We start from the raw sequence: 14919 nt of genomic DNA on the forward strand, positions 1-14919 counted from the left end.
GCATCTTGACAAGCCTGTGAGGAACAGCGTATTTAGCGCGACGCTACCTTGTAGCACAGAAAATCGCACTAAATATTACAATGCCAGTTCCAGTCGCCTTTCCAGCCACATGCCCGTCGGAGATAACTGCGCCTTATAGCAAAGGATCTCTACGCCGCTCTGTTGTGCCTGTGCCAGTTCTTCTGCATAACGCGCGTCAATGTGACGTGCGGGGGAAACGTCCTCAATCCCCGAGTGCAGAACGGTAAATAACATAACCGCACGGTCGCCGCGTTGGGCGATAGTGGCCAGTTCACGCAGGTGTTTCTGGCCGCGCACGGTCACCGCATCCGGAAAGTAGCCTCTCCCTGTCTGCAACAGCGTTACAGATTTCACTTCAATATAGCACTCCGGCCTGTTGTCCGCCTGAAGCAGAAAATCGATACGGCTGCGTTCCGCGCCATATTTCACCTCAGCGCGTAAATGCTGATAACCGGACAATTCCGCAATGCGCTGCGCGGTCAGCGCTTCGCGCACTAACTGGTTGGCGCGCAGCGTATTGACGCAAATGATATGACCCTGTTGCGTCTCGGTCAGTTCCCAGCTGGCGGGATATTTGCGCGTCGGGCTGTCGGAAGTGGAATACCAGACGGTATCGCCCGGCGTCGCGCAGCCGGTCATCGCGCCGGTATTGGCGCAGTGCAGGGTAAAGGTCTCGCCTTCAGGCGTTACCACATCGGCCAGAAAACGCTTATAGCGGCTAATCAAACGCGCCGGACGCAGCGGCGGTGCAAACTTCATGTGGACTCCTGCAGCGGCCAGCTTTGCAGGCGACGATAGCGGGTGCGCCCCTGGCTGAAAACCGACTCATATAAAGAAAAGTGATCCACCGTAAATCGCCAGTGGAAATTGCGCGGCGGCAGCGTTACCGGACGGGTCGCGTTGCGCAGCAGCGTAATATGGGGATGAAATGGCTGCGGGCTTTGATAGCAACCGCTGCGCGCCGCCTGTGAACGCAGCATGTCCGCCAGCTGCAGCAGCCCGCGCGGCGCCTGGCGGCAGCCGAGCCAGACCACGCCAGGGCGTGGCCAGTGGCCGGCGTCATCCAAATCGAGGGTGAAGGGGCGTTGTTGAATGCGCCCGGCCAGCTGCTGCAGCCCCTGCGCCTTCTCATCGCTCACGTCGCCCAGAAAGGCCAGCGTCATATGCAAATTGGCGGCGGCGATCGGGCGGCCCGCCTCTTCGGGAAACTGTTCCGCGCGCCAGCGCACCAGCTGCTGCGGTAAAGGCTCGGGCAAACCGATGCCGAAAAAGAGACGACGTGCGCTCATAACACTCTCCGGTAAACAACACAGAGGAATGCTACAATGCGCACCATCAGAAGACCAATGCTGGACGGAGTTTCGTTTGAGTGATTTACCGGTAAGCGCCGTGCTGCCCGAGGTGCTGGCCGCGCTGAAGCAGGCGCCTCAGGTGCTGCTGGCCGCCCCGACGGGTGCGGGCAAATCGACCTGGCTGCCGCTGCGGCTGTTGCAGCAGGGCGGCTTCGCCGGGCGCATCATTATGCTGGAGCCGCGTCGCCTGGCGGCGCGCAATGTCGCGCAGCGTCTGGCGGAGCAGTTGGGCGAGGAGCCGGGCGGCCAGGTCGGCTACCGCATGCGCGGCGAAAGCCGCAGTGGGCCCGCGACCCGCCTGGAGGTGGTAACCGAAGGCATCCTGACGCGCATGCTGCAGCAGGACCCGATGCTGGAAGGGGTATCGCTGGTTATTCTCGATGAGTTTCACGAGCGCAGCCTGCAGGCCGATCTGGCGCTGGCGCTGTTGCTGGATGTGCAGCAGGGCCTGCGCGACGATCTGCGGTTGCTGATCATGTCCGCCACGCTGGATAACGCGCGTCTCAGCGCGCGCCTGCCCGACGCGCCGCTTATCGCCTCCGAAGGGCGCAGCTTTCCGGTGGAGCGGCGCTACGCCAGCCTGCCGCCGCAGCTGCGCTTTGATGAGGCGGTGGCGCGCGAGGTGGCGCAGCTGCTGCGTGCGGAAAGCGGCTCGCTGCTGCTGTTTCTGCCCGGCGTAAGCGAAATCGAACGCGTGAAGAATCAGCTGGCGTCGCGCGTGGATGACGATACTGAACTCTGTCCGCTCTACGGCGCGCTGCCGCTGGCGGCGCAGCGCCGCGCCATTCTGCCGGCGCCTGTCGGCAAGCGTAAGGTGGTGCTGGCGACTAACATCGCCGAGACCAGCTTAACCATCGACGGTATCCGGCTGGTGGTGGACAGCGCGCTGGAGCGCGCGGCGCGGTTTGACGTGCGCAGCGGCGTTACCCGGCTGCAAACTCAGCGCGTCAGCCAGGCGTCGATGACGCAGCGTGCCGGCCGCGCCGGCCGTCTGTCGCCGGGCATCTGCCTGCACCTGATCGGTCGCGAACAGGCGGAGCGCGCCGCCGCTCAGAGCGAACCGGAAATTTTACAGAGCGATCTCAGCGCGCTGTGGCTCGATCTGCTGCAGTGGGGCTGCCGCGACGTCGCGCAGCTGAGCTGGATCGATACGCCGCCGGCACCTGCGCTGCAGGCAGCGCAAACGCTACTGCGTACCCTGGGCGCCATCGACGGCGAAGGCCGCCTGACCGCAAAAGGGCGCGCGATGGCTGCTTTGGGCAGCGAGCCGCGTCTGGCGGCGCTACTGACCGCTGCTCAAGATAACGACGCGCTGGCCACCGCCGCGCGTCTTGCGGCGATCCTCGAAGAGCCGCCGCGCCAGGGCAGCCGCAATCTCAGCGATCACCTGTTTACCGCGCACGCCGGCTGGCAGCAGCGCGCGCGTCAGCTGCAAAAGCGGCTGAACGGCGCGGGCGGCTCGGTCGACGCCGCACTGGCACCGGCGCTGCTGGCGCAGGCGTTTCCCGATCGTATTGCACGGCGGCGCGGCGACAGCGGGCGCTATCAGCTGGCGGGCGGCTCGGGAGCGATGCTCGATCACGACGATGCCCTGACGCGTCATGAATGGCTGATCGCGCCGCAGCTGCTGCAGACCGACGCGCAGGCCGAGGCGCGCATGCTACTGGCGTTGCCAGTCGATATCGCGGCGCTGCAGCGCGAGGTTCCCGCCCTGGTGCGCAGCGAAACCGACGTTGAATGGGACGAAGAGAAGGGCACGCTGCGCGCGTGGCAGCGCGATAAAATCGGCGTGCTGGCGCTGAAATCGGCGCCGCTGGCGAAGCCGGAGGCGGAGGTGCTGCACCCGGCGATGCTGCGCTGGATCCGCGAAAAGGGGCTGGCGACGCTGAACTGGACACCGCAAGCCGTACAGTTACGGCTGCGGCTGCAGTGCGCGGCGCAGTGGCTGCCGGAAGAGCGCTGGCCGGCAATGGACGACGACACCCTGCTGGACACGCTGGAAAGCTGGCTGCTGCCGGAGATGAACGGCGTGCGCGACATGCGTGGGCTGCGCCAGATCAACCTCATCAGCGCATTATTACATTTGCTCACATGGTCGCAACGTCAGCGGCTGGATAGTGCGTTGCCAACTCATTACACTGTGCCGACCGGCAGCCGCCTGCCGATTCGCTATGACAGCGAAAAGCCGCCCGCGCTGGCGGTGCGCCTGCAGGAGATGTTCGGCGAAGCGCAAAATCCGGCGATAGCCGACGGGCGCGTGCCGCTGGTGCTGGAGCTGTTATCCCCCGCGCAGCGGCCGCTGCAAATCACCCGCGATCTCGCCGCGTTCTGGCAGGGTGCTTATCCGCAGGTGCAGAAAGAGATGAAAGGGCGCTACCCTAAGCACGCCTGGCCCGACGATCCGGCCAGCGCGTCGCCCACGCGCCGCACCAAAAAATATGCCGCGCCGCAGTAGCCTGAGCGTATGGCTTTCGGAGGGTTCTGCTTTCCGAAAGCGGGCAGTAAGAACAGAGTAACCGGCCTTGCCAACAGGCCATCCCTGGAGAAACGAAACGAATGTCTGGGAACGATCGCGAACCTATCGGGCGCAAAGGAAAACAGCCTAAACCGCCACGTAAATCGGGCGGCCAGGGTCGCCGCAGGGAAGAGTATAACGACGAACAGAATGATGATTACCAGGAGGAAAGACCGGTGCCACGTAAAGGAAAAGGGCGGCCGCCGCGCAGCAAAAAAAGAAAGTGGCTGGGATGGCTGATTAAGCTGTTTATTATCGGCGTGCTGGTGATGGCGGCCTACGGGGTCTATCTCGATTCGCAAATCCGCAGCCGCATCGACGGCAAAGTCTGGCAGTTGCCGGCGGCGGTCTATGGCCGTATGGTCAGCCTTGAACCGGGCATGGCCTATAACAAAAAAGAGATGATCGCACTGCTGGAAGGCACCCAGTACCGTCAGGTGACGCGTATGACGCGGCCGGGCGAGTTTACCGTGCAGGGCAACAGCATTGAGCTTATTCGTCGTCCGTTCGATTTCCCTGACAGTAAAGAAGGGCAGATCCGCGCACGTCTGACGTTCAGCAGCGATGCGCTGAGCGAAATCAAAAACCTCGATAACGGACGCGACTTCGGCTTTTTCCGTCTCGATCCGCGTCTGATCACCATGCTGCAGTCGCCTAACGGCGAACAGCGGCTGTTTGTGCCGCGCGCGGGCTTCCCCGATCTGCTGGTGGATACGTTGATCGCCACCGAGGACCGTCATTTCTACGAGCATGACGGCATCAGCTTCTATTCCATCGGCCGCGCCTTCCTGGCGAATATTACCGCCGGACGCGCGGTGCAGGGCGGCAGTACCCTGACGCAGCAGCTGGTGAAGAACCTGTTCCTCACCAACAAGCGTTCGCTATGGCGTAAAGCCAATGAAGCCTATATGGCGCTGATTATGGATGCGCGCTACGGCAAAGATCGCATTCTTGAGCTGTACCTGAACGAGGTCTATCTCGGCCAGGCGGGCAACGATCAGATCCGCGGCTTCCCGCTGGCGAGCCTCTACTACTTCGGCCGTCCTGTGGATGAGCTGAGCCTCGATCAGCAGGCGCTGCTGGTGGGCATGGTGAAAGGTGCGTCGCTGTATAACCCGTGGCGTAATCCGAAGCTGGCGCTGGAGCGACGCAACCTGGTGCTGCGCCTGCTGCAGCAGCAGAAAGTGATCGACCAGGAGCTGTATGACATGCTCAGCGCACGTCCGCTCGGCGTGCAGCCGAAAGGCGGCGTGATCACCCCGCAGCCCGCCTTTATGCAGATGGTGCGCGGCGAGCTGCAGGCGAAGCTGGGCGATAAGGTGAAAGATCTCTCCGGCGTGAAAATCTTCACCACCCTCGATCCGGTATCGCAGGATGCGGCGGAAAAAGCGGTGGAAGAGGGCATTCCGACGCTGAAGAAACAGCGTGGCCTGAAAGATCTGGAAACCGCGATGGTGATTGTCGATCGCTTCAGCGGTGAAGTACGCGCAATGGTCGGCGGTGCCGATCCGCAGTTCGCCGGTTACAACCGCGCAATGCAGGCGCGTCGCTCGATCGGTTCTCTGGCGAAGCCGGCGACCTATCTGACGGCGCTGTCACAGCCCGACACTTATCGCCTCAACACCTGGATCGCCGATGAGCCTATCGCGCTGAAGATGTCCAACGGTCAGGTGTGGAAACCGCAGAACGACGATCGTCGCTTCAGCGGCAAGGTGATGCTGGTTGATGCGTTAACCAACTCGATGAACGTGCCGACGGTTAACCTTGGCATGACGCTGGGTCTGGAGAATGTGGTCAACACCTGGACGAAGCTTGGCCTGCCGAAAGATCAGCTGCAGCCGGTGCCGGCGATGCTGCTGGGCGCCCTGAACCTGACGCCGGTGGAAGTGGCGCAGGCGTTTCAGTCGATCGCCAGCGGCGGCAACCGCGCGCCGCTCTCCGCGGTGCGTTCGGTGATCGCCGAAGATGGCAGCGTGCTGTATCAGAGCTTCCCGCAGGCGGAACGCGTAGTGCCGGCGCAGGCGGCCTACCTGACACTGTTTACCATGCAGCAGGTGGCCGCGCGTGGCACCGCCCATGCGTTGGGCGCGAAGTTCCCGAATGCGCATCTGGCGGGTAAAACCGGTACCACCAACAGCCAGGTCGATAGCTGGTTCGCCGGCGTCGACGGCAAAGAGGTGGCGATCACCTGGGTGGGCCGCGACAACAACCAGCCGACGAAGCTCTACGGTTCGTCAGGCGCGATGCAGCTCTATCGCCGCTATCTGGAGAACCAGTCTCCGATGCCGCTGACGCTGACGCCGCCGGAAGATATCGCCTCAATGGCCGTCGATTCCGCTGGCAACTTTGTCTGCAACACCGGCAGCAGCAGCTGGCGCACCTTGCCCGTCTGGACCACTGACGCTGACGCGCTCTGCCAGCAGCAGATGCAACAGCAGCAGATGCAGCAGATGCAGCAACAGCAGATGGATCAGCAGCAACAGCAGCAACAGCAGCCGCAGCAGCAGCCGCAGCAGCAGCAGCAGCAGGAAAGCAGCGACGGCGTGGCCGGCTGGATTAAAGATATGTTCGGCGGCAACTGATACGCCGCCGCGGTAATAACGGGCGCGCCGACAGGCGCGCCTTTTTTTTCTTAAATAAATCGCGCGGTGATTAATTTATACCTGTCAGCCGCTTTGCGGATATTTCTGTTATTTATCGTCGCTGTTAATCAATGTGTTTTTATTTGCTTTGCACTTTTTCTTTGTGTTACTTTTTTTATTGACGGATAAAGGCGAAGGCCTGAATTAGCTTCATTATTAAAGCCAAATAAAATAATGGTATTTATTGATGTTAAATAGCGGCAATAACGGCGGTTAATGCCGGGTTTATCGCTGGCGTCGGTCAGTCAGGTTTTATTTCCCCACCTTGCTCATGAATGAAAATAGAGTTTATCTTGAGAAGCCTTTTAAAGAATATCAACCTCTCCGCTAAATTAGCGATGCTGGGCATGTTAGCCCTTATCCTTTTTATTTTGCCCACCGCATTACTCATTAACGAAGGCAATCAGTCGATTGCGGTAAAACGTCTTGAAGCCAGCGGTATCCCGGTAGAAAAGCAGCTGATCAGGCTGCTGGGGCTGTATCAGCGTCACTGGAACGAAAGTTATCAGATGATAAGCGGTGAAAAAGCGACGGCGACAACGCGTATGGCGATCCGTAATGAAGCTCAGCAGCTGCACAGCCAGCTGCTTAACACCCTGACGAAAGCAGGAACGAAGGTGGCGCTGCAAAAGATGCAGCAGGTGGTTGAAGAGTGGGAGACGCTGCAGCGCAGGCTGGATGGGCAGCGGCTATCGCCGGACGAGAACAACCATCTGCATGAGCAGCTGATCGGCACCCTGCTGGATACGGTGTCGGATGTGCTGGATTTCTACCAGCTGTCGCTTGACGCCGATCTGATCAGCTATCAACTGATGCTCAGCACCTTTACGCGCATTCCCGACGTGATTGACGGGCTGGCGCGTGTACGCAGCGAGGGCGTGGCGGTACTGGCGGCGGGAGAGGATAAAAAAGAGACCGGCGCTATGCGTGTCGCTTATCAAATCGAGCAGGCCAGAATAACGCTAGCTCTGTTCCGTAAGAATTTCGATAAAGCATTTGCGCTCAATCCTGAATTAAAAAGCAAGGTTGGCATGGATGTGGAATCCAACTGGCAGGAAGCGTCTGACGTTTTGCAGGTAGCGCAGACTATTTTTAATACGAATCAGGCAACCCATCTGAGCGGCAAAGAATATATGACGCGCTTTACGCATGTGCTGGATAAATTCGAGTCGCTCGGCAATGAGGCGGCGGATTCATTGCTGGAGCTGCTTAATCAGCAGGCAGACAGCAAACGTCAAACGCAAATATGGCTGGCAGGATCGTTACTGGCGCTGGTGATATTAATGGTCTTCTTTGCGATTTATATTGTCAGAACGGTAACCAAACCCCTTTATGAGGCTACCGCCATCGCGAAAAATGTCGCCTCTGGCGATTTAACGCATCAAATCAACGTGGAAGGAAACAATGAAACCGCCTCGCTGCTGCGCTCGCTGAGCGAGATGACCGGCAGGCTCTCGATGCTGGTGTTCTCCATCAAGGAGAACGCCGACCGCATTGCCTGTTCTTCAGAAGAGATCGCCAACGGCAATCAGGACCTCTCTGCGCGCACCGAGCAGCAGGCCGCGTCTCTGGCGGAAACCGCCGCCAGCATGGAGCAGCTCGCCTCAATCATTAATCAGAATGCGGACAATACGCGCCACGCCGCTGAAATCGCGGAGGCGGCTACCCGCGCCGCGCTCTCCGGCGGAGAGGCGATGGAATCGGTGCTGACTTCGATGGAGCAGATCACCGCCAGCTCCGGGCAGATTCAGGAGATTATCGGCGTGATTGATGGCATCTCTTTCCAGACCAATATTCTGGCGCTGAACGCGGCGGTAGAGGCGGCGCGCGCCGGCGAGCATGGCAAAGGGTTTGCCGTGGTAGCGGGCGAGGTGCGTGCGCTGGCGCAGCGTTCGGCCACTGCCGCCAGGGAAATCAAGCAGCTGATTGAGCAATCGGTGAACCATTCGGTGCAGGGCATCAATATGGTGCAGGACGCCCGCGAGAAGGTGAATCAGAGCGTCACGGCGATTGAGCAGACCACGCAGCTGGTTAAAGAGATCTCTACCTCTTCCAAAGAGCAAAGCGCCGGCGTCTCGCAAATCAATATCGCCGTCAGCCAGATGGACACCACGACGCAGCAGAACGCCACGCTGGTGGAGCAGTCAGCCGCCGCCTCAGTATCAATGGCGGAGCAGGCGCAGGCACTGCGCGAGACGGTCTCAGTGTTTCGCACGCCTGAAACGGCTATCAGCCGCGTATAAGCGGCGGTCTGCGCCCGTCAGAAGACGGGTGATTTTCTTTATTTGGGCGCGCGCAGGCAGCGCCCTTTTTGATCTACCGCATAGTGTGCAATCGGTTGGGTTAAACCTCGCCGCAGCAGGGCTGTCGGCCGCTATTAGCGCTTGCAGAACGAAGATTGTTTCGCATATTATCCAACCACAATAATAAGCATAAGAATAATTCTCGTTTACGTTTACATCCCGTTTTTCACTCAGAGAAAAGATAATGGCTAATGCGCGTAAAAATATCCTGGCGGCATCCGCTTCGGCGGGCATGCTGAAGCGGCCGCTGGCGGCCCTGATTGCCGTTGCCCTGGTAGGCGGCCCGGCGTTTGCCGCTGAAGAAACCCTGGTTGTGGACGCTTCCGCCGCCGCGCCGCAGGAGAGCGCATGGGGACCGGCGCCGACCATCGCCGCCAAACAGAGCGCCACCGGCACCAAAACCGATACGCCAATTGAGAAGAACCCGCAGTCGATTTCGGTGGTAACGCGTCAGGAGATGGATATCCATCAGCCCGCGTCGGTGAAAGAGGTATTGGGCTATACGCCAGGTATTACGGTTTCTACGCGCGGCGCATCAAATACCTACGACGCGGTTAAAATCCGTGGCTTCGGCTCAGTGAATCAGAATAACTATCTGGATGGCCTCAAGCTTCAGGGCGACTTCTATAACGAAGTGATTATCGATCCTTATATGCTTGAGCGCGTAGAACTGCTGCGCGGGCCAACGTCAGTGTTGTATGGCAAGAGCAGCCCTGGTGGAATTATCACCATGGTCAGCAAAAGACCAACCACGGAACGGTTGCGTGAAGTGCAGTTCAAAATGGGTACCGATAATCTCTGGCAGACCGGCTTTGACTTCAGCGACGCGCTGGATGATGCGGGCGTCTATTCATATAGACTGACTGGCGTAGCGCGCTCCAACGATGATCAGCAGCAGTTTGCTAAACAGAAGCGCTATGCGATCGCCCCCGCTTTTACCTGGCGTCCGGATGATAAAACTAACCTGACGCTGCTGGCTAATTTGCAAGACTCACCGGAAACCGGTTACTACGGCTGGTTGCCTAAAGAGGGAACGGTAGAGCCTCTGCCGAACGGTTCCCGCTTGCCGGTCGATTTCAACGAAGGCGCGCGTAATAATAGCTACTCGCTGTCGCATAAATTAGTCGGCTATAGCTTCGAGCATGGCTTTAACGATACCTTCACGGTACGTCAAAACTTGCGCTACGTAGAAGCGAAAACGTCGCAGAAAAGCCTGTATGGTTTCGGAATCGACGCGACTAATCCTTATCTTTTGAAGCGTAATACCGTCGTTGATAATGAGAAGCTGCATAACTTTGCGGTTGATACGCAGCTGGAAAGCAAATTTGATACTGCCGCCGTACAACATACGCTGCTTACCGGCGTCGATTTCCAGCAGATGCGTAATGATATCAACGCTATATTTGGTGTCGGTACCGATCTCGATTTACGTAATCCGATTTATGAAGATTATAATTTTGGCGATGCGACGCCTTATCAGCAGAATAAACAGAAGCAAACCGGGCTTTATGTTCAGGATCAGATGGAGTGGAATCACTTTGTTCTGACGGCGGGCGGACGCTATGACTGGCTGAAGCAGTCGACGCGCGCGTATCAGCAAAACACTTATACCGAGCGCAGCGATCGCCAGTTTACCGGCCGCGTAGGGCTGAACTACCTGTTCGATAATGGCATCACGCCTTACGTCAGTTATAGCGAATCGTTTGAGCCTAATTCAGGCGCAGGCTATGCAGGCACCACTTTTAAACCCTCTAAAGGACGTCAGTATGAAGCGGGTGTAAAATATGTGCCGAAAGATCGCCCGATTGTGTTGACCGCAGCGCTTTATCAGCTAACTAAAACTAACAATCTAATGGCTGATCCTGTCAACGCATACAGCTCTATCCAGGGTGGAGAAATTCGTTCGCGCGGCGTAGAGCTGGAAGCAAAAGCCGCCGTTACGCCAAATGTTAACGTCACGGCGTCATATACCTATACCGATGCGGAGTACACCAAAGACACCACATTGAAAGGCAATACGCCGGAGCAGGTGCCAGAGCATATGGCGTCGCTGTGGGGCGATTACACCTTTAACAGCGGACCGCTGAGCGGCCTGACGCTGGGCACCGGCGGCCGTCTTATCGGCTCCAGCTATGGCGATCCGGCGAATAGCTTTAAGGTCGGCAGCGCGGCCGTAATGGATGCGGTAGTGAAATACGATCTTGGCCGCTTCGGCATGTACGGCTCCAGCATTGCGTTGAACGTCAATAACCTGCTGGATCGTGAATATGTCGCCAGCTGCTTCCAGACTTACGGCTGCTTCTGGGGTGCCGAGCGCCAGGTGGTGGCTACCGCCACGTTCCGTTTCTAACTCACTCACCTGGGCGCGGCGCAAGCCGCGCCCGTCATCGTTGAAGATAACCATGTCATATCCGTCGCCACAGGAAACAACTTTCTCGCTCGACCGCGTCAGTTTTCGCGTGCCGGGGCGCACGCTGCTCCATCCTCTCTCGCTGACTTTTCCCGCAGGCAAAGTCACCGGCCTGATCGGCCATAACGGCTCCGGCAAATCCACGCTGCTGAAAATGCTCGGTCGCCATCATGCGGCCAGCGAAGGGCGGGTGCTGCTGAACGATAAGCCGGTAGAACACTGGAGCAGCAAAGCGTTCGCCCGTCAGGTCGCCTATCTGCCGCAGCAGCTGCCTGCGGCGGAGGGGATGACGGTGCGCGAGCTGGTGGCGGTGGGGCGCTATCCCTGGCACGGCGCGCTGGGACGCTACGGCGAAGAGGATCGCGAGCGCGTGGAAGAAGCGATCGCGCTGGTGGGGCTGAAACCGTTCGCGCAGCGGCTGGTGGATAGCCTCTCCGGCGGCGAACGCCAGCGCGCATGGCTGGCGATGCTGGTGGCGCAAAACAGCCGCTGCCTGCTGCTGGATGAACCGACCTCGGCGCTGGATATCGCGCATCAGGTCGATGTGCTGGCGCTGATCCAGCGTCTCAGCCAGCAGCGCGGCTTAACGGTGATCGCGGTGCTGCACGATATCAATATGGCGGCGCGCTACTGCGATCATCTGGTCGCGCTACGCGCCGGCGAAGTGATCGCGCAGGGCACGCCCGCCGACATCATGCATGGCGAAGTGCTGGAGCGCATCTATAACATTCCCATGGGCATTCTGCCGCACCCGCAGGGCGGCGCGCCGGTTAGCTTCGTTTACTGATACAAGGATGTGGTTATGCTGCCTGTAACTCGTCGCCGCCTGCTTACCGCGATGGCGCTCTCTCCGCTGCTCTGGCAGCAAACGCTGCGGGCCGAAACGATCGATGCGCGCCGCATTGTCGCCCTTGAGTGGCTGCCGATTGAACTGATGATGGCGCTGGGCGTCGTGCCGATGGCGGCGGCCGAACTCTTCAACTACCGCGACTGGGTGGGCGAGCCGCAACTGCCCGCCAGCGTGATCGATGTCGGTCTGCGCACCGAGCCGAACCTGGAACTGCTGACGCAGCTTCAACCCTCGCTGATTCTCTACTCCAGCGGTTACGGCCCCTCGCCGGAGGTGTTGTCGCGTATCGCGCCCAGTCAGGGTTTTGCGTTCAACAGCGGCGACGGCAAACCGCTCAGTTCGGCGCGGCGCTCGCTGATGCAGCTGGCGCAGCGCATCGATAAAGTGCCGCAGGCGCAGGCGCACCTGGCGATGTTCGACCGCTTTATGGCCGATATGCGCGTGCGGCTGGCGCCCTATGCGGCGCGTCCGCTGCTGCTGATGTCACTGATTGACAACCGTCACGCGATCGTCTTTGGCCAGGGCAGCCTGTTTCTTGAGGCGCTGCAGCAGCTTGGCCTGCAGAGCGCATGGCAGGGCGAAACCAACTTCTGGGGCAGCGCCATTATCGGCATTGAACGCCTGGCGGCGGTGCATAATGCCGAAGCCATCTGCTTTTCCCACGGCGACGATGCGCTGATGGCGCAGATTGGCGCCACAGAACTCTGGCAGTCGCTGCCCTTTGTGCGGCAGCAGCGCTTCCGCCGCGTGCCGACCGTTTGGTTCTACGGCGCCACCCTGTCGGTCATGGAATTTTGTCGTACGCTCGATCGCTCGCTGGAGGCATGATGCGCAGAAGTTGGACTTTTCCGGCGACGCTGCTCGGCGCGCTGTTCCTGGTTGCGCTGGCGCTAAGCGGGCTCAATCTTACTCATCATCTGCCGCAGCGTCAGTGGTTGCAGGCGTTATGGCAGCCCGATCGCCATGATATCGATCAGATGGTCTTCCACTTTAGCCTGCTGCCGCGGCTGGCGATCGCGCTGCTGGCAGGTGCCGGCCTCGGGCTGGTGGGGGTGCTGTTCCAGCAGATCCTGCGCAACCCGCTGGCGGAGCCGACGACGCTGGGCGTGGCGAGCGGTGCCCAGCTGGGCCTGACGGTGGTGACGCTGTGGGCGCTGCCGGGCGGCCAGATGACGCAGCAGATCGCGGCGATGACGGGGGCGGTGCTGATCGGCCTGCTGGTATTCGGCATCGCCTGGGGTAAGCGGCTGTCGCCGGTCACGCTGATCCTCGCCGGGCTGGTGATGAGCCTCTACTGCGGCGCGGTGAACCAGATATTCGCTATTTTCAAACACGATCAGCTGCAGAACCTGTTTCTCTGGAGTACCGGCTCGCTAAGTCAGCAGGACTGGAGCAACGTTACCTTTTTGCTGCCGCGTCTGCTGGCGGGCTTTGTGCTGGCGCTGCTGCTGCGTCGGCCGCTGACGCTGCTGGGGCTGGATGACGGCGTCGCCAGAAATCTCGGCATGGCGCTGTCGCTGGTGCGGCTGGCGGCGCTGGGGCTGGCGATTATTCTTAGCGCAATGCTGGTCAATGCGGTCGGCATTATCGCCTTTATCGCGCTGTTTTCGCCGCTGATGGCGAAGCTGCTCGGCGCGCGGCGTCTGTTCAGCCGCATGCTGCTGGCACCGCTGATTGGCGCGCTGCTGCTCTGGCTGGCGGACCAGTGCGTGATCTGGCTGGCGGATAACTGGCGCGAGATCTCCACCGGCACCTTAACCGCGCTGACCGGCGCGCCGATCCTGCTCTGGCTGCTGCCGCGGCTGCGCACCGGTGCGGTGCCGCCGCAGCTTAATCAGGGCGACAGCGTACCGGCGGAGCGGCAGCATGTGCTGCTTTGGCTGCTGGCGGCGCTGGGCGTGCTGCTGCTGCTGGCGACCATGGCGCTTTCGCTGGGGCGCGACGCGCAGGGCTGGCAGTGGGCCAGCGGCGAGCTGTGGCATCAGCTGCAGCCGTGGCGCGCGCCGCGCATGGCGGCGGCGCTGGCGGCAGGCGTGATGCTCGGCGTGGCGGGCAGCGTGATCCAGCGACTGACCGGTAATCCGATGGCCAGCCCGGAAGTGCTGGGCATCAGCTCCGGCGCAGCGTGCGGCGTGGTGTTAATGCTGTTTCTGGTCCCGGGCGATGCCTTTGGCTGGCTGCTGCCGGCGGGCAGCCTCGGCGCGGCGGTGACGCTGCTGCTGATCATGATGGTGGCCGGACGCGGCGGCTTCTCGCCTGAGCGTATGTTGCTGGCGGGGATGGCGTTCAGCACCGCGTTCACCACCCTGTTGGCGATGCTGCTGGCCAGCGGCGATCCGCGCATGGCGCAGCTGCTGACCTGGATCTCGGGCTCTACCTACGGCGTCGATGCGCCGCAGGCGCTGCGTACCGCGCTGGTGGCGGTGGTCTTGGTTTGCATCGCGCCTTTCGCCAGCCGCTGGCTGACTATCCTGCCGCTCGGCAGCGCCACCGCGCGCGCTGTCGGCATGGCGCTGACGCCGGTGCGGCTTTCCCTGCTGCTGCTGGCGGCCGCCCTGACCGCTGCGGCGACGCTGACTATCGGTCCGCTGAGCTTTGTCGGCCTGATGGCGCCGCATATGGCACGCATGCTGGGCTTCCGGCGCGCGCTGCCGCAGCTGGCGGTCGCCGCGCTGCTCGGTGGGGGATTGATGCTGGTTGCTGACTGGTGCGGCAGAATGGCGGCGTTTCCGAACCAGATCCCGGCGGGACTGCTGGCGACCTTTATCGGCGCGCCTTATTTTGTCTGGCTGCTGCGGAAAGCGACATAAAAAAGCGGGCGCGCTC

9 protein-coding genes are annotated in these 14919 nt (G+C 60.5%); 7 read left to right on the forward strand and 2 right to left on the reverse strand.

Annotation, left to right across the window (positions count from 1 at the left end; translation table 11 throughout):
• Positions 1 to 75: 75 nt before the first annotated feature.
• Both sfsA and thpR read right to left on the reverse strand, forming a co-directional pair.
• Positions 76 to 780: a DNA/RNA nuclease SfsA gene (gene sfsA, locus C2E15_RS04630; protein WP_104956330.1), complete on the reverse strand. Its 705-nt coding sequence runs from the start codon at positions 778 to 780 to the stop codon at positions 76 to 78.
• On the reverse strand, positions 777 to 1310 hold the full coding sequence (gene thpR, locus C2E15_RS04635) for an RNA 2',3'-cyclic phosphodiesterase (RefSeq protein ID WP_104956331.1): 534 nt from the start codon (positions 1308 to 1310) through the stop codon (positions 777 to 779). The genes sfsA and thpR overlap by 4 nt, the downstream gene beginning before the upstream one ends.
• Before the next feature lie 28 nt (positions 1311 to 1338).
• Here thpR and hrpB point away from each other — a divergent pair, with 28 nt between their 5' ends.
• The 7 genes from hrpB (at position 1339) to fhuB (ending at position 14903) form a co-directional block, all read left to right on the forward strand.
• Entirely contained in the window at positions 1339 to 3828 is a 2490-nt protein-coding gene (gene hrpB, locus C2E15_RS04640) for an ATP-dependent helicase HrpB (RefSeq protein ID WP_104956332.1), read from the forward strand.
• 101 nt (positions 3829 to 3929) lie between these two features.
• Positions 3930 to 6470, forward strand: a complete 2541-nt coding sequence (mrcB, locus tag C2E15_RS04645) for a bifunctional glycosyl transferase/transpeptidase (RefSeq protein ID WP_104956333.1) — start codon at positions 3930 to 3932, stop codon at positions 6468 to 6470.
• Positions 6471 to 6823: 353 nt separating this feature from the next.
• On the forward strand, positions 6824 to 8773 hold the full coding sequence (locus C2E15_RS04650) for a methyl-accepting chemotaxis protein (protein WP_104959081.1): 1950 nt from the start codon (positions 6824 to 6826) through the stop codon (positions 8771 to 8773).
• 292 nt (positions 8774 to 9065) lie between these two features.
• Positions 9066 to 11183, forward strand: a complete 2118-nt coding sequence (fhuA, locus tag C2E15_RS04655; RefSeq protein WP_425438037.1) for a ferrichrome porin FhuA — start codon at positions 9066 to 9068, stop codon at positions 11181 to 11183.
• Positions 11184 to 11235: 52 nt separating this feature from the next.
• A complete protein-coding gene (gene fhuC / locus C2E15_RS04660; RefSeq protein ID WP_104956335.1) occupies positions 11236 to 12030 on the forward strand; it encodes a Fe3+-hydroxamate ABC transporter ATP-binding protein FhuC in 795 nt (264 codons plus the stop codon).
• A 15-nt stretch (positions 12031 to 12045) separates the two neighbouring features.
• Positions 12046 to 12921 (forward strand): Fe(3+)-hydroxamate ABC transporter substrate-binding protein FhuD, encoded by an 876-nt coding sequence (gene fhuD / locus C2E15_RS04665; RefSeq protein WP_104956336.1) that lies wholly within the window; start codon positions 12046 to 12048, stop codon positions 12919 to 12921.
• Entirely contained in the window at positions 12921 to 14903 is a 1983-nt protein-coding gene (gene fhuB / locus C2E15_RS04670; RefSeq protein ID WP_104956337.1) for a Fe(3+)-hydroxamate ABC transporter permease FhuB, read from the forward strand. The genes fhuD and fhuB overlap by 1 nt, the downstream gene beginning before the upstream one ends.
• Positions 14904 to 14919 lie beyond the last annotated feature (16 nt).

This window comes from Mixta gaviniae, from assembly GCF_002953195.1.
Taxonomy (GTDB): Bacteria; Pseudomonadota; Gammaproteobacteria; order Enterobacterales; family Enterobacteriaceae; genus Mixta; species Mixta gaviniae.